General features: G+C 47.4%; 6 protein-coding genes. 5 read left to right on the forward strand and 1 reads right to left on the reverse strand.

Annotation, left to right across the window (positions count from 1 at the left end):
* The first annotated feature begins 308 nt into the window (after window positions 1-308).
* Window positions 309-716 (forward strand): thioesterase family protein, encoded by a 408-nt coding sequence (locus tag ACED48_RS15030; protein ID WP_017056931.1) that lies wholly within the window; start codon window positions 309-311, stop codon window positions 714-716.
* A gap of 91 nt (window positions 717-807) precedes the next feature.
* Here the strand turns inward: ACED48_RS15030 and ACED48_RS15035 are convergent, their stop codons facing one another.
* The gene (locus ACED48_RS15035) at window positions 808-1,626 is read right to left on the reverse strand and encodes a 4'-phosphopantetheinyl transferase superfamily protein (protein WP_017056930.1); all 819 of its coding nucleotides are present in this window, start codon (window positions 1,624-1,626) and stop codon (window positions 808-810) included.
* 721 nt (window positions 1,627-2,347) lie between these two features.
* On the opposite strand from ACED48_RS15035, the gene ACED48_RS15040 reads away from it, so the two are divergent.
* Genes ACED48_RS15040 through pfaD form a run of 4 tightly spaced genes read left to right on the forward strand, consistent with a single transcriptional unit; the run spans window position 2,348 to window position 19,534 of the window.
* On the forward strand, window positions 2,348-9,874 hold the full coding sequence (locus ACED48_RS15040) for a type I polyketide synthase (protein WP_017056928.1): 7,527 nt from the start codon (window positions 2,348-2,350) through the stop codon (window positions 9,872-9,874).
* Window positions 9,874-11,907 (forward strand): PfaB family protein, encoded by a 2,034-nt coding sequence (locus tag ACED48_RS15045; protein ID WP_017056927.1) that lies wholly within the window; start codon window positions 9,874-9,876, stop codon window positions 11,905-11,907. The genes ACED48_RS15040 and ACED48_RS15045 overlap by 1 nt, the downstream gene beginning before the upstream one ends.
* Window positions 11,904-17,858: a beta-ketoacyl synthase N-terminal-like domain-containing protein gene (locus ACED48_RS15050; protein ID WP_017056926.1), complete on the forward strand. Its 5,955-nt coding sequence runs from the start codon at window positions 11,904-11,906 to the stop codon at window positions 17,856-17,858. The genes ACED48_RS15045 and ACED48_RS15050 overlap by 4 nt, the downstream gene beginning before the upstream one ends.
* Window positions 17,859-17,896: 38 nt before the next feature.
* A complete protein-coding gene (pfaD, locus tag ACED48_RS15055; protein WP_017056925.1) occupies window positions 17,897-19,534 on the forward strand; it encodes an eicosapentaenoate synthase subunit PfaD in 1,638 nt (545 codons plus the stop codon).
* The last annotated feature ends 5 nt before the right edge of the window (window positions 19,535-19,539 follow it).

Genomic DNA, 19,539 nt, shown 5'->3' on the forward strand with positions numbered 1-19,539 from the left:
CTTCAATGGGAACTGCGTGCATTAACTAAGGCAATTTGCGCGCCATATTGACACAATCCATTAACAACCCTTTAACCATAAGGCTTCGTCAGATCTGCCAGTAATCGTCGCCAACTCGCTGCATAAATTAATGGGTGGAAAATGACACATAGAATATTTGTAAATGGGTGGAAGCTGACCATTGTATTAGTAATGAATGAGGTCTGACCAAAAGCCACATTACCGGTGATGCCTTGAAGTAATTTCGATCTATCCTGTAGAGTGCAGCACAACTTAGTCAGATTTACACTTAATAAGAGTTGCTACCCATGAGTCAGATCTACCATCACCCAGTACAAATTTACTACGAAGATACCGATCACTCAGGCGTGGTTTATCACCCTAACTTTCTTAAATACTTCGAGCGTGCTCGCGAGCATGTCTTGGGTAGCGATAAACTGGCGGAATTGTGGAATGAACACGGACTAGGTTTTGCGGTCTATAAAGCCAACATGACTTTTCAAGATGGGGTTGAGTTCGCTGAGATCTGCGACATCCGAACCTCTTTTGAACTCGATGGAAAATACAAAACCTTATGGCGACAAGAGGTATGGCGTAAAGATGCTACTAAGCCTGCTGTGATTGGTGATATTGAAATGGTCTGCCTTGATAAAGACAAACAACTTCAGCCTGTACCCGCTGAAGTATTAAAAGCGATGCTTGGCGAGACGATTTAACCAATATTACGAGTGGCTGAAAGTGCGAGTGGCTGATGGTGTGCTTTTTTCAAGATTAGAGGTTTAAGTTTCTAGTATAACAAGCTCACACTCAGCCAAGTAGCTTAGCTACTGGGAAACATTTCATCTCTAAGTGCATCGGAAGCGTTGCACCGCCAAGCGTCACGGCAAATCGGAACTGGTCATCCAGCCGTCCTAAACGACATTGCCAGCTTGTAGAAGCATCGTCAATTTCAGTAGCGTCCAAATCCAACCCAATTCCACTGTACAACCGAATCTCTCCATTCAACACCGATTGGAAATCAGAAGAACTAAATGGCAGCGTTTGCTTAGTCAGATTGGAGAAATTGAACGAAAAACTTTTCAACGATGTGGCTAGCCCCTTGCCTGTCGCTTTTATATACGACTCTTTCAGCGCCCACAAATCGAAAAAACGTTCTCTTTGGGATGCGTCATCCAGATCGAGAAAGTCGCTAATCTCGGATTCCGAAAAGTAATGCTTCATGATCGCAGCAATATTGGTCGAGATTCTTGCATGTTCAATATCCACCCCAAGCTGAAGTGGTTGCCCTTTCGTTTGGCATACCGCGATTAACAAATATTCTTTGCTATGACTGATATTAAAATTCAGGCCAGTTTCTATCTGTTGCTTCTCAACTAAGCTTGGTTTGCCTTTTTCACCATATTCAAAGCGCCACTCTTCAGGCTGAAAACAAAAGTAACGAGATAAGATCGCTCTCAAACAGCTTCGCACATACAGAGCTTGAGTCTGAGATGAAGGCATTCGATAGCGCTCAACTTTGGCTACTTCATCGGCAGTAAGTTTCTGTTTTAGGCGCGACACATGATCACTACCTTCATCCAAATCACTTAGAGAACAAAACCACAAATCAATGACTGACGTTTCCATCTTTCTAGCACTCATTTCTTAAAAATCACTCACCATAAAGCCATCAGTAAAACATCAAAACGAACAAATTTAACCCACCTATGTTTTGAGGTAAACATAGAGAGTTTGGCCAGGAAACTCCCTTCATATGCGGATTTAAAACTCATTTTTCAAATAATAACAAATTGAAACATAGATCACACTGAGCCTTACTGAACAATTACCTATTAAATATTACTTACAAAAACCTGACGTAGATCTCATCAACCCATAAAATAGAGTATAAAAACTAAAAAACCACCTATACTCCTTAAATATCAATAAGTTAAATTTAATTAAAACACAAAATATAAAAACACACTCAATTCATCTGGTCTGAACAGATCGTGGCGGCCTTTAGGAGCATTGTATCGATTACGTACCTCGGGTAGCCTGCTCAACCATTAAACAAATTCACATGTTTTTATTGCGGATATCTGCTTTAACAAAAGCAGTACTTTGGACAGGATTTTAATGGACACTACCCTCACATTCGAATGCCTCTCCCGCGCATGAAACACGTTCTCAATTTCCGTAAGTCAACGCACTTTGAAGGCCTAACTTCTATCTGGTTGCCGCCACTCAGCAACCTGAATTTTCAGCTGCGCTTCCCTAAATCTGCTTCAGATTTTCTTCCTATAGCTTTAAAAGCGCAGCATCAAAACACGACATCACTTTCTGTGATTTCTAGTGGAGACTCATAATGAGCCAACCCGAAAAAAATACACCGGAATCAGTCGACGACACTCGACTTAATAAACGTCTTAAAGACATGCCTATTGCTATCGTTGGTATGGCAAGCATGTTTGCGAACTCTCGTTACTTAAACAAGTTCTGGGATTTGATCAGTGAAAAGATCGATGCAATTACCGAAGTACCAGATACGCACTGGCGTCCAGAAGATTACTACGATTCAGATCGTACTACGCCAGACAAGTCTTACTGTAAGCGCGGCGGTTTCATCCCTGAAGTAGACTTCAACCCTCTGGAGTTCGGTCTTCCGCCAAATATCCTAGAACTGACAGACACTTCACAGCTACTTTCTTTGATCGTGGCAAAAGAAGTACTTGAAGATGCCAAGCTGCCTGAAGGCTACGATCGCGATAAGATCGGTATCACGCTCGGTGTTGGTGGTGGTCAGAAGATCGCTCAAAGCCTAAATGCTCGTCTTCAATACCCTGTTTTGAAAAAAGTCTTCAAGAGCAGTGGCATCAACGACGAAGACAGCGAAATGCTGATCAAAAAGTTCCAAGACCAATATATCCACTGGGAAGAAAACTCATTCCCTGGTTCATTGGGTAACGTAATTTCAGGTCGTATTGCTAACCGCTTTGACCTTGGTGGCATCAACTGTGTGGTAGATGCTGCGTGTGCAGGTTCTCTAGCCGCAATGCGCATGGCACTGAGCGAGCTAGTTGAAGGCCGCAGTGAAATGATGATCACTGGTGGTGTGTGTACTGATAACTCACCAACCATGTACATGAGCTTCTCTAAAACCCCAGCATTCACTACAAACGAAACCATTCAACCTTTCGACATCGATTCAAAAGGCATGATGATTGGTGAAGGCATCGGCATGGTTGCTCTTAAGCGCCTTGAAGATGCTGAACGTGACGGCGACAGAATCTACTCAGTGATTAAAGGTGTCGGTTCTTCTTCGGATGGTAAGTTCAAGAGTATTTACGCACCTCGCCCTGAAGGACAAGCAAAGGCACTGAAACGTGCTTACGATGATGCTGGTTTCGCACCGCACACGCTTGGCCTACTAGAAGCGCACGGCACAGGTACAGCAGCTGGCGATGTTGCTGAATTTGGTGGCTTAAACTCGGTATTCAGTGAGAACAATGAAGAGAAGCAACACATTGCGTTAGGCTCTGTGAAATCTCAGATTGGTCACACCAAATCAACCGCGGGTACTGCAGGTTTAATCAAAGCTGCCTTAGCACTGCACCACAAAGTACTGCCGCCAACGATTAACGTATCGGCTCCGAATCCTAAACTGGATATCGAAAACTCGCCGTTCTACCTAAACACACAAACGCGTCCTTGGATGAAACGTGTCGACGGCACACCACGCCGTGCAGGTATCAGCTCATTCGGTTTTGGTGGCACTAACTTCCACGTTGTATTGGAAGAGTACACACCAGAGCACGCTCGCGGTGACAAATACCGTCAGCGCCAAGTGCCGCAAACGCTGTTATTCAGCGCAGAATCTCGTCAAGCACTGATCAATGAGCTCAAGCAGGTTTCAACTCAAGCTGCAGACGCTGCGTTCAAACTGGAAGCGCTTGCTGAACAACACGCTCTACGCGAAGTTGATGCTAAGCATGCTCGTATTGGTTTAGTTGTCACTGACCAAGCAGACCTTCAAGCGCAACTGACTCAAGCGGTTTCTATGCTTGAGAGCCAAACCAAAACACATTGGCAGATGCCAAACGGTACTAGCTACCGTGAATCAGCACTGATTGCTGAAAACGGTGCTGGTAAAGTGGCTGCATTATTTGCAGGTCAAGGTTCGCAATACCTAAACATGGGTCGCGAGCTTGCTTGTCATTACCCTGAGATGCGTCAACAGCTTGCTCAAGCGGATCAGGTATTTGGTCAACACAAGAAAACGGCTCTATCGCAAATTCTGTTCCCAATTCCAACCTTCACACCAGAAGCAACCAAAGCTCAAGAAGCGGTGCTAACCAACACGGCCAATGCGCAAAGTGCGATTGGTACTGTGTCTATGGGTCAGTTCGACATCATGACTCAAGCTGGCTTCAAAGCCGACATGGTCGCAGGCCACAGCTTTGGTGAGCTAAGCGCACTATGTGCATCGGGTGTTATCTCGCAAGACGATTACTACCAGCTAGCTTTCGCTCGTGGCGATGCGATGGCGGCGACACCAGAACAAGGCGACAGCGGTACTATGTTTGCGGTCATCCTAGACGCAGACAAGCTTCCAGCCGTTGAAAGCTGCATCAGCCAATTCGAAGGTGTGAGCATTGCCAACTACAACGCTCCGACTCAATTGGTTATTGCAGGTCCAACGGCGACGGTTCAACAAGCAGCACAAGCGCTAACTGAACAAGGCTTCAAAGCGATTGCTCTGCCAGTGTCTGGTGCTTTCCACACACCGCTTGTTGCTCACGCTCAAAAACCATTTGCTGCTGCAATTGATAAAGCTTCATTCAGCGCTCCAACGCTACCGCTTTACTCAAACGCAACGGGCAAACTGCACAGCAAAGACGCGAAAGCGATCAAGAAAGCGTTCAAGCAACACATGCTGCAATCGGTTCGTTTCAGCGAGCAAATTGAAGCGATGTATGAAGCCGGTGCGCGTGTATTCGTTGAGTTCGGTCCTAAGAACATTCTTCAAAAGCTGGTTGAGAAAACATTGGCTGATAAGAACGAAGAGCTTTACGCAATCAGTATCAACCCAAGCCCTAAAGGCGACAGTGACCAACAGCTTCGTTTAGCTGCGGTTCAACTGTGCGTGGCAGGTGTCTCATTAGACAACATTGACCCTTACCAAGCTGACATTGCTGAACCTGCAAAGGCATCACCAATGAACATCAAGCTGAATGCAACCAACTACATCAGCCCTGCTACTCGTAAGAAAATGGCTCAATCATTGGCTTCGGGCAACGTCACCGAAAAGGCTGAGATTGTTGAAGTGAAAGTTGAAGTCGAGAAAATCGTGGAAAAAGAAGTGATTAAAACAGAAATCGTTGAAGTACCTGTGGCTGCTCCTCAAGCTTCAAATGTACAACAGTCAGCTGCTCCAGCACCAAGTGCACAAGTGGCAACAGCAGCTCCGCAATCACAAGTGGTTCAAACTGCCCCAGCGACTAGTCAGCCAACAGCCCAAGTAACAGTAGATGAGTCTTCATTGCAGTCGTTCTTCAATGCTCAACAACAAGCAGCAGAAGTACATCAGCAGTTCCTTGCGATTCCTCAGCAATACGGTGACACGTTCAACACCCTAATGTCTGAGCAAGCGAAAATGGCAACAGCAGGCGTAGCAATTCCTGAGAACCTACAGCGTTCTATGGAGATGTTCCACCAGCACCAAGCTGAAACGCTAAAAGCTCACGCTCATTACCTAGAAATGCAAGCGCACAGCAACAACTCAGCACTTAATATGCTGACGCAAGGTTCAGTACAAACGGCACAACCAACCTTCGTTGCTTCTGTAAATGCTCAGCCAGCGATTCAAGCGACTCCAACAACTATCGTTCAACAGCCTGTAGCTCAAGTACAAGCGACTCCTGTACAAGCCGCGCCAGTTCAAGCTCAGTCTGTTCAAGTTACACCAGTACAGAAAGCAGCTCCTACACCACAAGTAGCGGCTCAAGCGGCAGCGTCTGTTGCAGCTCAACCTGTGCCAGTTAAAGCGCAACCAGCTCCTGTGGCTGCACCAGTAGCAGTACAATCAGCCGATGCTGAAAAAGTGATGCTAGAAGTGGTTGCTGAGAAGACAGGTTACCCAACGGAAATGCTTGATCTAGAAATGGATATGGAAGCAGACCTTGGTATCGACTCAATCAAACGTGTTGAGATTCTTGGTACGGTTCAAGATGAACTGCCTACTCTTCCAGAGCTAAATCCTGAAGACTTAGCAGAGTGTCGTACTCTTGGCGAAATCGTTGCTTACATGAACAGCAAGCTTCCAGCTTCTGCTCCCATGTCTTCACAAGCAGCAGTAGTTGCTCCAGCAACAGCTAGCAATGGCCTAGATGCAGCTGTCGTTCAGAAAACCATGTTAGAAGTAGTCGCAGAGAAGACGGGCTACCCGACTGAAATGCTAGACCTTGCAATGGACATGGAAGCTGACCTTGGTATCGACTCAATCAAGCGTGTTGAAATTCTAGGTACGGTTCAAGACGAACTACCGACTCTTCCAGAGCTAAACCCTGAAGACTTGGCTGAATGTCGCACTCTAGGCGAAATCGTAGCCTACATGAACAGCAAGCTTCCGGCTTCTGCTCCAGCAGCAGCTCAAGTATCTGCACCAGCGCAAGCAGTCTCAAACGGTTTAAACGCCGAGCAAGTTCAAGGCACAATGCTGAGCGTAGTAGCGGATAAAACTGGCTACCCAACAGAAATGCTAGACCTAGCAATGGATATGGAAGCTGACCTTGGCATCGACTCAATCAAACGTGTTGAGATCCTTGGTACAGTTCAAGACCAGCTACCAACATTGCCAGAGCTAAACCCTGAAGATCTAGCTGAGTGTCGTACACTAGGCGAAATCGTTGCTTACATGAACAGCAAGCTAGGCGCTAATGAAGCTCCTAACGCAGCACCTGCTCCAGAAGCAGCTACAGCCGCTGTAGAAAGTGCGAGCAACGACCTAAACCCTGCTCACGTTCAATCAACAATGATGGAAGTGGTTGCCGACAAAACTGGCTACCCAGCAGAAATGCTCGACCTAGCGATGGACATGGAAGCAGACCTTGGTATCGACTCAATCAAACGCGTTGAGATCCTAGGTACAGTTCAAGACCAGCTACCAACGCTGCCAGAACTGAACCCTGAAGACCTAGCTGAGTGTCGTACGCTTGGTGAAATCGTTACTTATATGCAAAGCAAGCTATCCGCAGCTGCACCCATAGCGACTCCAAAAGCTGAATCAGTAACGCCTATCGCGGAAACAGCGACAGCGGAACTTCCTCCACACAATGAGGTGGCGCTAAAAAAGCTACCAGCGGCAGATAAACTCGTCGATTGTTTCTCAAAAGACGCTTGTGTCGTGATCACAGATGATGGTCACAACGCCGGTGTTCTAGCAGAAAAGTTGACCGCTAACGGCATTCAAGTTGCTGTAGTGCGTAGTGCTCTTTCTGCCGCGTCACCTTTAAACAGTGAAATCGCAAGCTACACACTCAACAGCGTCGATGATGCGGGTGTGACTGCGGTTATTAACGACATCGAAGCAGACCTTAAAACGTCGAACAAAGTGATTGCTGGCTTCATTCATTTACAAGCTATCGTTGATACGAAACAAAGCAACGAGCAAGCGGTTAACTTGAATGCAGACTCAAGAGCTTCACTAACCACAGCGTTCTTATTCGCCAAGCACCTAAATGGTCAGCTGAATGCCGTTTCTGGTCGTAGCGTGTTCTTCACACTGAGCCGTATTGATGGTGGCTTTGGTTACCTAGATACTAAGCAATTAGCGAATGCAGAACTTAACCAAGCGGCTCTATCTGGTCTAACTAAGACACTGAGCCATGAATGGTCAAACGTGTTCTGCCGCGCATTGGATGCTGACGCTTCGATTGATGCTCGTCACCTAGCTGAAGCAATCACAGGCGAACTATTCGATATCGATACCAACACGGTTGAAATCGGCCTTAGCCATGCGGAAAACAGTGAATCTGGTCGTGCAACATTAATTGCGGCAACACCAGGTACTGCACAAACCAAAAACACAGGCGCTCAACTCACCAAGAGCGACAAAGTTCTCGTAACTGGTGGCGCTAAAGGCGTGACGTTTGAATGTGCACTGACGCTTGCTAAACAATGTAAGTCTCACTTCATTCTTGCAGGTCGTAGTAAGCATATTACTTCAGCTGAGCTACCTCAGTGGGCACAAGGCAAGCAAGAGAAAGAGCTAAAACCAGCGGCTATTGCTCACCTACAAGCAACAGGTAACAAACCAACGCCAAAGAAAGTTGATACCTTGCTAAAACCTGTATTGAGCAGCCTTGAAATCAACGCAGCACTTGCCGCTTTCAACGAGATTGGCGCGAGCGCTGAATACCTAAGCCTAGATGTATCGAACCATGAGTCAGTAGCGAAAACGCTGGCGAATTTCGAAAGCATCACAGGTCTTATCCACGGTGCAGGCGTACTGGCTGACAAGCACATTCAAGATAAAACGCTTGATGAACTGAACATGGTTTACGGCACGAAAGTGGGCGGGCTAGAAGCGGTTCTTGGTGATCTTGATAGCAGCAAGCTTAAGTTGATTGCGATGTTCTCTTCGGCGGCGGGCTTCTACGGAAACACAGGCCAAAGCGATTACTCGATGTCTAACGAGATCCTAAACAAAGCGGCTCTACAATTGTCTGCGCGTAACCCTCAAGCGAAAGTGATGAGCTTCAACTGGGGACCGTGGGACGGCGGCATGGTCAACGCGGCACTGAAACGTATGTTCACAGAGCGCGGCGTGTACGTAATTCCTCTTCAGGCAGGTGCAGAGCTGTTTAGTTCTCAACTACTGAACGAAACTGGCATTCAACTGCTGGTTGGTACGAGCATGCAAGGTACTGACAACAAGGAAGCTGCTGTAAAAAAGCTTAATGCGGAGTCTGTGCATCTTGCAAAGAGTCCGCTGAATACAAGCATCACTGTGACACGTCATCTTGATCCTAAAGCTTTGCCTTTCATTCAAGATCACTGCATTGCCGGTAACCCAGTGTTACCGACAGTGTGTGCCATCCAATGGATGCGTGAAGTGGCAGAGCAACTGTTAGGGGTGAACGTTAGCGTTCACAACTACAAACTGCTTAAGGGTGTGATTTTTGATACTGATGAAGTGCAAGAGCTAACACTTGTCTTGTCTTCAGACGCTAAATCAAAAGATCAGCTAAAAGCAGTAATCAGCTGCCAAGGGCGGCCACAGTATCAAGCTCAGTTGCAAGTTGCCTCTGTGCAAGTGTCTGAATATGTTCAACAAGCGTCGACAAAGCGCTTTGAAGCCAACACTTCAGCACCTGTAACAACGGCACAAGCTCTATACAGTGACGGCACTCTGTTTCATGGACCCAGACTACAAGGTATTACCTCAGTCGAACGCTTTGACGGCTTAGGCTTATTGGCTCAATGCCAGTTGCCTCAGATTGAAAACAGCGACTGCGGATCATTTATTCCTAAGCAAGGCTTTGGCGCTAGCCAACCATTTGCTGAAGATTATCTGTTGCAAGCAATGCTGGTATGGGCTCGATTGAAATACGGCGCGGCAAGCCTACCGTCTGCAATCGGTGAGTTTATTTGTTACGCACCAATGCACAATGGTGACCAAGGTTGGCTAGAGCTGAACGTGATAAAAAGCACGGCTCGTTCGCTGCAAGCTGATATCTCGCTTTACCACCAAGATGGTCGTTTAAGCGCAGTAATGAAAGGTGCCAAAGTCACCATCAGCAAGAGCTTAAACGACGCATTTTTGCCGAAGTCTAGCTCAGCAGTATCAAAGAAAGAGGCGACTAAGAACGCAGAAAAGGAGCAATTGTCATAGTGACTGTTCCTACGAATAAAGCGATGCCATTGCGCATCGCTCTTTTAGCTCAGCCAGCAAACGCGGCTGAGCTTTCTGCCGACTTATTCCTTTCGCTTCCAGAGATGGTAACGGTTGTGGTTGATGGCAATTTTAATCAAGCACTTACTCACGCCATCGAGACAGTCAATCAAGGTAATGTTGTTAAGCTTTGTTTGGATTCTCACTCACCATCATTGGTGATGTTGAGTGCACTGACCGCGGCTAAGAATAAGATTCACCCACACGCGAATTTAGCGGGTTTTGTAGATACAGCTACCGGAGATAGCATTCAGCTAGCTCTGGATATGTCACGCCGCCCCGCTTCAGACTTAAGCCATCAACAGCAATACTCAGCCCTATCTGCTTCGCAGCAGTTTAATGAATTGTTGAATTTGGTTAATGCGATATCGAGCCGTTCATTACCTAACCATTACTGGTTCACTGAGCCGAACAAAGCACGTGTTGCTGCGTTAACTTTCAGTGACGATAGCCAAAAAGCCACCAGCCTGATATTGACTCAAGCGACCGGTTTGCAAGAACCAAAGTCCTTGCTATCGAGCGAACGTTTGATGTTTGTGGTTTCTGGCAATGACCAAGCTGAATTGGTTTCTCAGCTAACCTCGTTAAGAGAAGAGCTAAAATGCGTTAGTGATTCGACGGACAGCGAACTTGCTATCGCCACCTTGATGCATTCAAACCTAAGCCACTTTCAAAGCGTTCAACACAATGCTGGCCGTGGTGCGAACATCGTGATTCAAGCGGCTTCAATTGAGGCTGTACTACAAGAGATCACAGCGCTAGAAAATGCGTTGCCAAAAGTAATGGCTGAAAATAGCCAATACAAGACTCCTGCGGGCAGTTGTTTCTCACCAATGCCTCAAAGCAAAGGTGGTGTTGCATTTGTTTACCCTGGTGTTGGCACGGTTTATCCCGGCATGTTGCGCGAATTTCACCACCATTTCCCACAGTTATTTGCTCGTTTAGAACGTGAAGGTAACTTGAAAGAGATGCTGCAGGCTGAAAAAATCTATGCTGAAGACGCGCAAGAAATATCGCTCAGTGAATTGGCAATTGCAGGCGTCGGCAGTAGTTATCTGTTAACACAACTGCTATGTGATGAATTCAAAGTGCAGCCAGACTTCGCCTTGGGTTACTCCAAGGGTGAAGCTTCCATGTGGGCCAGCTTAAATGTTTGGAAAAACCCACATGCGCTGATTGAGATGACTCAAACCAGTCCTATCTTCACCACGGCTATTTCTGGCGAACTCACCGCAGTACGTCAAGATTGGCAGCTAAACAGCGACGAAAGCATCCAATGGAATAGCTTTGTGGTTCGCAGTGATGCGCAAGCGATTGAGGCTCTGTTACCAGAGTTTCCGCGCGCTTATCTCGCTATCATCCAAGGTGATACTTGCGTACTGGCAGGTTGTGAAAGCACCTGTCGTGCATTGCTCAAGAAACTGGGTAAACGTGGCATTGCCGCTAACCGTGTTACCGCAATGCACACTACACCAGCATTGAGCCAACATAGCCAAGTGCGTGAGTTTTACACACAACCACTGTTCGACGAATTGCCAAAGCATATCCGCTTTATCAGCGCAGCAGGTCTACCGACTGGCGCACCAATCAATATCGACAGCGACAGCATCGCCCTTTCGATTGCCGACACCTTCTGTTCGACGCTGGATTTCACTGCGTTGATTCAGAGTGCACGTCAACAAGGTGCGCGTCTGTTTGTCGAAGTAGGTGCCGATCGTCAAACCAGCACATTGATCGACAAGATCAATCGTAGCGACAACGTAGCCGACCAATACTGCACAATCGCTTCCAATGCCAAGGGTGGTGACGATATTGTCACGCTCATCAAATGCATTGGTCAGCTCATTACTCATCAAATTCCACTCTCTGTCGAGCCTCTTATTCAAGGGCTAGAACAACAGATCACCGCCGCTAAGCAATTAAGTGGTGTGTCTCAAGGCAGCGCAGTGAATCATCAAGGAGAGCTAGTATGAGTTCTCAATCAAACCAGTATCAGGCTCAGAACAAACAGCAAGTGAAGTGCAATAAGATCGCGATTGTCGGTATTGCTAACCAATACCCTGAAGCCGATACGCCAAAAGACTTTTGGCAAAACTTGCTGAATAAAAAAGACTCTCGAACCACATTAAGCGCTGAAAAGTTAGGTGCTAAACCTGAACGCTATCAGGGTGTGCAAGGTGAGTCAGACCGCTTTTACTGTGATAAAGGCGGCTACATCGAAAACTTCAATTTCGATAGCAATGGCTACCGCTTAACAGCAGAATCGTTCAACGGTGTTGACCAGAGTTTCCTATGGGCTTTGGACACGAGTCGTAAGGCGTTAGTCGACGCAGGCATTGATCTGAATGCCGATGTTTTAGAGCGTACAGGCGTGATCATGGGTGCCCTTTCGTTCCCAACCACACGTTCAAACGACTTGTTCCTGCCGATGTATCACTCGGTGGTCGAGAAAGCACTCAAAGATAAATTGGCTAATGACCAATTTTCACTGCTACCAACCAATGAAACCGCGCAAGACCTCAACCCGATCAACGGTGCAGCAGCACACAACGCCTCTAAGTTAGTCGCTGATGCATTGGGTTTAGGCAACGTGCAACTTAGCCTAGATGCGGCATGTGCAAGTTCAGTGTATTCATTGAAATTAGCGTGTGATTACCTGAACACAGGCAAAGCCGACATGATGTTGGCAGGCGCGGTATCCGGTGCTGACCCATTCTTCATCAACATGGGTTTCTCCATTTTCCACGCTTACCCAGACCACGGTGTTTCGGTTCCGTTTGATAGCAACAGTAAAGGCTTGTTTGCTGGCGAAGGCGCTGGTGTGTTAGTGCTAAAACGCTTAGCTGATGCAGAGCGTGATGGCGACAAAATCTACGCAGTCGTCAGTGGTATTGGCTTGTCGAACGATGGCCGTGGTCAGTTCGTATTAAGCCCAAATAGCAAAGGACAAGTACAAGCCTTTGAACGCGCTTACGAGGCTTCAAACCTATCACCAGACAGCATTGAAGTGATTGAGTGTCACGCAACCGGCACGCCATTAGGTGACAAGGTTGAGTTAACCTCAATGGAGCGTTTCTTTGCTGACAAATTGAATGGTTCTAACCCGCCATTGATTGGCTCTGCGAAGTCCAACCTCGGTCACTTACTGACTGCGGCGGGTATGCCGGGGATCATGAAGATGATCTTTGCGATGAAAGAAGGTGTGCTTCCTCCAAGTATTAATTTGGACAAGCCACTATCGTCGCCAGAAGGTTTATTCGGCTCACAGACTCTACCAACCCAGGTTCAACCTTGGCCAAGTAAAGCGGGTAACCCAGAGCGCTGCGCGGGTGTTTCTGTATTTGGTTTCGGTGGTTGTAACGCTTACTTACTGCTTGAAGCGTATTCAGACACCAGTCATGTAAACCAGACTCTAGAGTCGGCATCTCCAAGCCTACAACCGTCTAATTTAAGTATTACTGGTCTCGCATCTCACTTCGGTTCTCTACAAAGTATCAATGCGCTGAGTACTGCGATTGAAACCAACAACGATGCTTTCATTGCTTTGCCTAAGAAACGCTGGAAAGGCTTAGACCAACATCCAGAACTACTGAATCAGTTTGGTTTACACGGCATTCCAAACGGAGCATACATCGATCAATTCGATCTCGATTTCCTACGCTTCAAAGTGCCGCCAAATGAAGATGACCGTTTGATCTCTCAGCAGTTGCTACTGATGAAAGTTGCAGACGAAGCGATCAAAGATGCCAAGCTTGTAGCAGGCCAAAAGGTTGCTGTACTGGTAGCGATGGAAACTGAGCTTGAGATGCACCAATTCCGTGGACGCGTAAACCTGCATAGCCAACTGGCTGACAGCTTTGCCAACATGGGGATTGAGCTAACACAAGATGAATACCAATCGCTAGAAACCATCGCGATGGACAGTGTGATGGACGCAGCCAAGCTGAACCAATACACCAGTTTCATCGGCAATATCATGGCTTCGCGTATCTCTTCATTGTGGGACTTTAACGGACCTGCCTTTACGATTTCAGCCGCTGAACAGTCAGTTGCGCGTTGTATCGATGTCGCACAAAACCTGATGTCGCAAGAATCCATGGACGCAGTCGTGATTGCAGCCGTTGACCTTAGTGGCAGTGCAGAACATGTGATTCTGAAGAACAGCGTGAGCCGAGTGTCACTTGCTCCAAAATTCGGACAACCGCAAGACGGCAGTTGGAATGTGGGCGAAGGCGCTGGTGCAATTGTTCTTGTTGAAGAGAGTCGAGTGGCGAGCAACCAAGATACAGCTTACGGCAGCATCAACGCATTGGCCTTTGGTTCAAGCGAGCGTAACAATGCCGTTGCTGATGAGTTACTGACTCAGGTCGGTATGAGCTCAAACGATGTTTCTCTGCTTGAGCTTAACCATGCACCTGAATCTTCATCACGCGAGCTTGTATCTCTCAACTTAGGGGTTACCAAGACCACTCAAGCGAGTCAGCGTGTTGGTCACTGCTCTGCAGCCTCTGGTATGGCAAGCCTGCTACACGGCCTACTCTACTTGAACCTTGAGTCTCTGAATCCGAATGTCAGTTCTAAGAACGCGATTGTTGCCAACATCAGCGAAGGACAATGTTCACAGCTGCTACTAAGCCAATCGAGTGTTGAATCTCAATCACTTTCTGTTCGTTTAAGCAATGAACTGGCGAGTGATGCTAAGCGTCAATTGGTTAAGCAAGTGACTCTTGGTGGACGCGATATTTATCAACATATTGCCGAAACCCCAGTAACTAACTTGGCAACGATTCAGCAGAAAGCTTCTGGCAAACAAGCAGCAAGAGTGGCATCGATTCCAACGACAGCAAGCATTCAAGCAGCCCTTGCTCAAAAAGAGTTAGAGAAGAAAGCATTAGCGCAGAACGCGGTAGAGCCAGTCATCGAAACTCCTACATCAGTATCCCCGACTCTGGCGCCAACTCGCCACAGTCAGCTAACAGGTAACCACAGCAATATGACTCATGTCCTATCCGCTAAAAATGGCGTATCGAATATCGACGCTAATACGGACGCAGCATCACAGCCGTCTGTAACACCATACAACCAAGCTTTTGCTCAAAATCAGCAAGCGGCTCAGCAAGTACACAAAACATTCTTACACACTCGTGCCCAAGGCATGCAAATGGCTGATGCACTATTAAAAGCACAGTTAAACGCAGTGACGTCTGGTTTAGATAGCAATGCCCTGATTCAACAAACGACTAGCCAACAAACAACCGGTCAGCAAACATTAGCTCAGCCTGTTCAAGCTCAACCGGCTCCGGTTCAGTCAGCGCCAGTCAACGTACTTGCGACACCTGCACCAGTAAAACCTATCCGTAAACCATGTATCTGGGATTACGATGATTTGGTTGAATACGCTGAAGGCGACATCGCCAATGTATTTGGCCCTGACTACGCGATCATCGATAGCTACTCGCGCCGCGTTCGCCTACCAACCACAGACTACCTATTGGTATCTCGTGTAACCAAGCTCAACGCGACAGTGAACGAATACAAGCCAAGCACAATGACCACTGAATACGACATCCCAGTTGATGCGCCGTATCTTGTTGATGGTCAGATCCCTTGGGCAGTGGCGGTAGAATCTGGTCAATGCGATCTAATGCTGATCAGCTACCTAGGCATTGATTTCGAAAACAAAGGCGAGCGTGTTTACCGCTTGCTTGACTGTACGCTGACCTTCCTTGGCGACTTGCCTCGTGGTGGCGATACGCTGCGTTACGATATCTCAATCAATAACTTTGCTCGCAATGGCGACACGCTGCTGTTCTTCTTCTCGTACGAGTGTTTCGTTGGCGACAAGATGATCCTGAAAATGGATAACGGCTGTGCGGGCTTCTTCACTGATGAAGAGCTAGCAGACGGCAAAGGTGTGATTCACACTGAAGATGAAATCAAGGCTCGTAAACTTGCAACTAAGCACCGCTTCGACCCTATGCTGCACTGCCCTAAAACGCAGTTTAACCACCAAGAATTACGTCATCTACTGACTGCTAACATTACAGAGTGTTTTGGCCCAACTCACCAATCCAATAGCCACCAGTCTTCTCTATGCTTCAGCTCAGAGAAGTTCATGATGATCGAAAAGGTTAGCCGTGTTGAACCGCAAGGCGGCACATGGGGACTTGGTCTGATTGAAGGTCACAAGCAGTTAGAGCCTGAGCACTGGTACTTCCCGTGTCACTTCAAAGATGACTCAGTAATGGCTGGCTCTTTGATGGCAGAAGGTTGTGGTCAACTGCTGCAATTCTTCATGATGCACCTTGGCATGCACACACTTGTTCAAAATGGTCGTTTCCAACCGCTTGAAAATGCCCCTCAACAAGTACGTTGTCGTGGCCAAGTTCTCCCGCAATCGGCAGAACTGACGTACCGCATGGAAGTGACCGAGATTGGTCTAAGCCCTCGCCCATACGCGAAAGCCAACATCGATATTTTGCTGGACGGTAAAGTGATTGTTGATTTCCAGAACTTAGGTGTGATGATCAAAGAAGATGACGAATGTACTCGTTACCTGCCTTCTTTAGAAACAGCTGTTGCGACCCCTGTTATCGAAAAATTGGGCCATACACCAGCCGTTAGTCAACAGGCTTCAGCAAATGCGCCGTTGATGGCACAAATTGAAGACCTAGAAACAGCTCCAAACAAAGGCGTGATTCCTCTTCAACACGTTGAAGCACCGGTGACTCCAGATTACCCGAACCGCACACCCGATACAGTTCCATTCACGCCATATCACATGTTCGAATTCGCAACCGGCGATATCGAGAAATGTTTCGGTCCTGATTTCTCTATCTACCGTGGCATGATTCCACCACGTACTCCGTGTGGCGACTTGCAGCTAACCACTCGTGTCGTTGAGATCGACGGTAAGCGTGGAGACTTCAAGAAGCCTTCATCGTGTATCGCAGAGTACGAAGTGCCAGAAAACGCATGGTACTTTGATGAAAACAGCCACCAGACCCTAATGCCTTACTCGGTATTGATGGAGATTTCACTGCAGCCAAACGGCTTTATCTCTGGCTACATGGGAACAACATTGGGCTTCCCAGGTGAAGAACTGTTTTTCCGTAACCTAGACGGCAGCGGCAAAATGCTGCGTAACGTCGACTTGCGTGGCAAAACGATCACCAACGATTCTCGTCTGCTTTCAACCGTTATGATGGGCACCAACATCGTACAGAGCTTCAGCTTCGAACTGAGCACTGACGGCGTGCCTTTCTACCAAGGTACAGCGGTATTTGGTTACTTCAAGGGCGCAGCACTGAAAGATCAGCTTGGTTTGGACAACGGTAAAGTAACTCACCCTTGGCACGTTGATAACAACCGCACGCCGGATGTAAACATCAACCTACTAGACAAAACGACGCGTTACTTCAATGCACCCGTTTCTGCTACTGGTGAAGTGCAAGAGCACTACCAACTGGCTGGCGGTCGCTTGAACTTTATCGATACCGTGCAGATCACCAGCGATGGTGGTAAAGATGGCCTAGGTTACCTATACGCTGAGCGTACGATTGACCCAAGTGATTGGTTCTTCCAGTTCCACTTCCATCAAGACCCAGTAATGCCAGGTTCTCTCGGTGTCGAAGCGATCATCGAACTGATGCAAACCTACGCGCTAAACAAAGACCTTGGCGCTGGCTTCCGTAATCCTAAGTTTGGTCAAATCCAATCTGAAGTGAAATGGAAATATCGTGGTCAGATTAACCCTCTGAACAAACAGATGTCTCTGGATGTACATATCACTGCGATTAAAGACGAAGACGGCAAACGCATCATCGTTGGCGACGCAAACCTGAGCAAAGATGGTCTGCGTATTTACGAAGTGAAAGACATTGCGATTTGTATAGAAGAAGCTCCTTCTATCGATAAAGCATAAGCCGCCATTAGTGACAGAGAACTAGGAAAGAATTAATTATGACAACTCAAACTACAATTAATAACGAAAAGCTATCTCCGTGGCCTTGGCAGATCGAAGAGAACACTACACATTTCGATAACGCAGCAATGTCGACAATTTTGAAAGATTTAAGCCTTGCTTGTTACGTAGTGAACCACCCAGAAAAAGGCTTAGGCGTAAGCCAACAAGCTGAGATTGCATCAGGCGATTCAGCAAGCTCGGCTAACAGCCAACCTGTTAGCGCCTTTGCTCCCGCTCTTGGTACACAAAGCCTAGGCGACGAAGATTTTCGTCGCTGCCACGGCGTGAAATACGCTTACTACGCTGGCGCAATGGCAAATGGCATTTCATCTGAAGAGTTGGTGATTGCGCTTGGCCAAGCTGGCATTCTTTGTTCATTTGGCGCGGCGGGCTTAATCCCGTCTCGTGTTGAGCAAGCGATTAACCGTATTCAAGCAGCACTGCCAAACGGTCCTTACGCGTTTAACCTGATTCACAGCCCAAGCGAACCCGCACTAGAGCGCGGCAGTGTTGAGCTGTTTTTGAAGCACAAAGTGAAAACAGTTGAAGCTTCAGCATTCTTAGGTTTAACACCGCAAATCGTTCACTACCGTGCTGCGGGCCTTAGCCGCGATGCACAAGGTGAGATTCAGATTGGCAACAAGGTTATTGCTAAGGTAAGCCGTACTGAAGTCGCAAGTAAGTTCATGCAGCCTGCTCCTGTGAAAATGCTGCAAGCTTTGGTTGATGAAGGCAGAATCACAGCAGAACAGATGGAGCTAGCACAGCTTGTTCCTATGGCGGACGACATTACTGCAGAAGCCGATTCTGGTGGTCACACCGATAACCGTCCGCTGGTTACCTTACTGCCAACGATTCTGGCACTAAAAGAACAAATCCAAGCTCAGTACCAATTCAAAACACCGCTACGTGTCGGTTGTGGTGGTGGCGTAGGTACGCCTGACGCTGCTCTAGCAACGTTTAACATGGGTGCGGCATACATTGTTACCGGTTCTATCAACCAAGCGTGTGTTGAGGCTGGCGCGAGCGAGCACACACGTAAGCTGCTTTCGACAACCGAAATGGCTGATGTGACTATGGCTCCGGCGGCAGACATGTTCGAAATGGGCGTGAAACTGCAAGTGGTTAAACGTGGCACCTTGTTCCCAATGCGTGCGAACAAGCTGTACGAGATCTACACACGTTACGACTCGATTGAAGCGATTCCAGTAGAAGAACGTCAAAAGCTAGAGAAGCAAGTATTCCGTTCAACACTGGATGATATTTGGGCTGGTACTGTGGCGCACTTTAACGAGCGCGACCCTAAACAGATCGAACGTGCAGAAGGCAATCCAAAACGTAAAATGGCGTTGATCTTCCGCTGGTACTTGGGTCTTTCGAGCCGTTGGTCAAACACAGGTGAACAAGGTCGTGAGATGGATTACCAAGTATGGGCAGGCCCAGCACTTGGCGCATTCAACGCATGGGCGAAAGACAGCTACCTAGACGATTACCAACAGCGTAATGCAGTCGACCTTGCTAAGCACTTGATGCACGGTGCGGCTTACTTAGCACGTGTTAACCTGCTGACCTCTCAAGGTATCAAGCTTGACCCAGAACTAGCACGTTGGAAGCCAACTCAAAGAATGGCATAGGCATT

Origin of the sequence: Vibrio sp. 5S239, from assembly GCF_041439575.1 — a bacterium.
Taxonomy (GTDB): domain Bacteria; phylum Pseudomonadota; class Gammaproteobacteria; order Enterobacterales; family Vibrionaceae; genus Vibrio; species Vibrio kanaloae.

Coding starts and splice junctions, on each gene's coding strand:
- ACED48_RS15040 (WP_017056928.1), top strand. CDS start 2,348: ATGAGCCAACCCGAAAAAAATACACCGGAATCAGTCGACGACACTCGA.
- ACED48_RS15030 (WP_017056931.1), top strand. CDS start 309: ATGAGTCAGATCTACCATCACCCAGTACAAATTTACTACGAAGATACC.
- ACED48_RS15035 (WP_017056930.1), bottom strand. CDS start 1,626: ATGGAAACGTCAGTCATTGATTTGTGGTTTTGTTCTCTAAGTGATTTG.
- ACED48_RS15050 (WP_017056926.1), top strand. CDS start 11,904: ATGAGTTCTCAATCAAACCAGTATCAGGCTCAGAACAAACAGCAAGTG.
- pfaD (WP_017056925.1), top strand. CDS start 17,897: ATGACAACTCAAACTACAATTAATAACGAAAAGCTATCTCCGTGGCCT.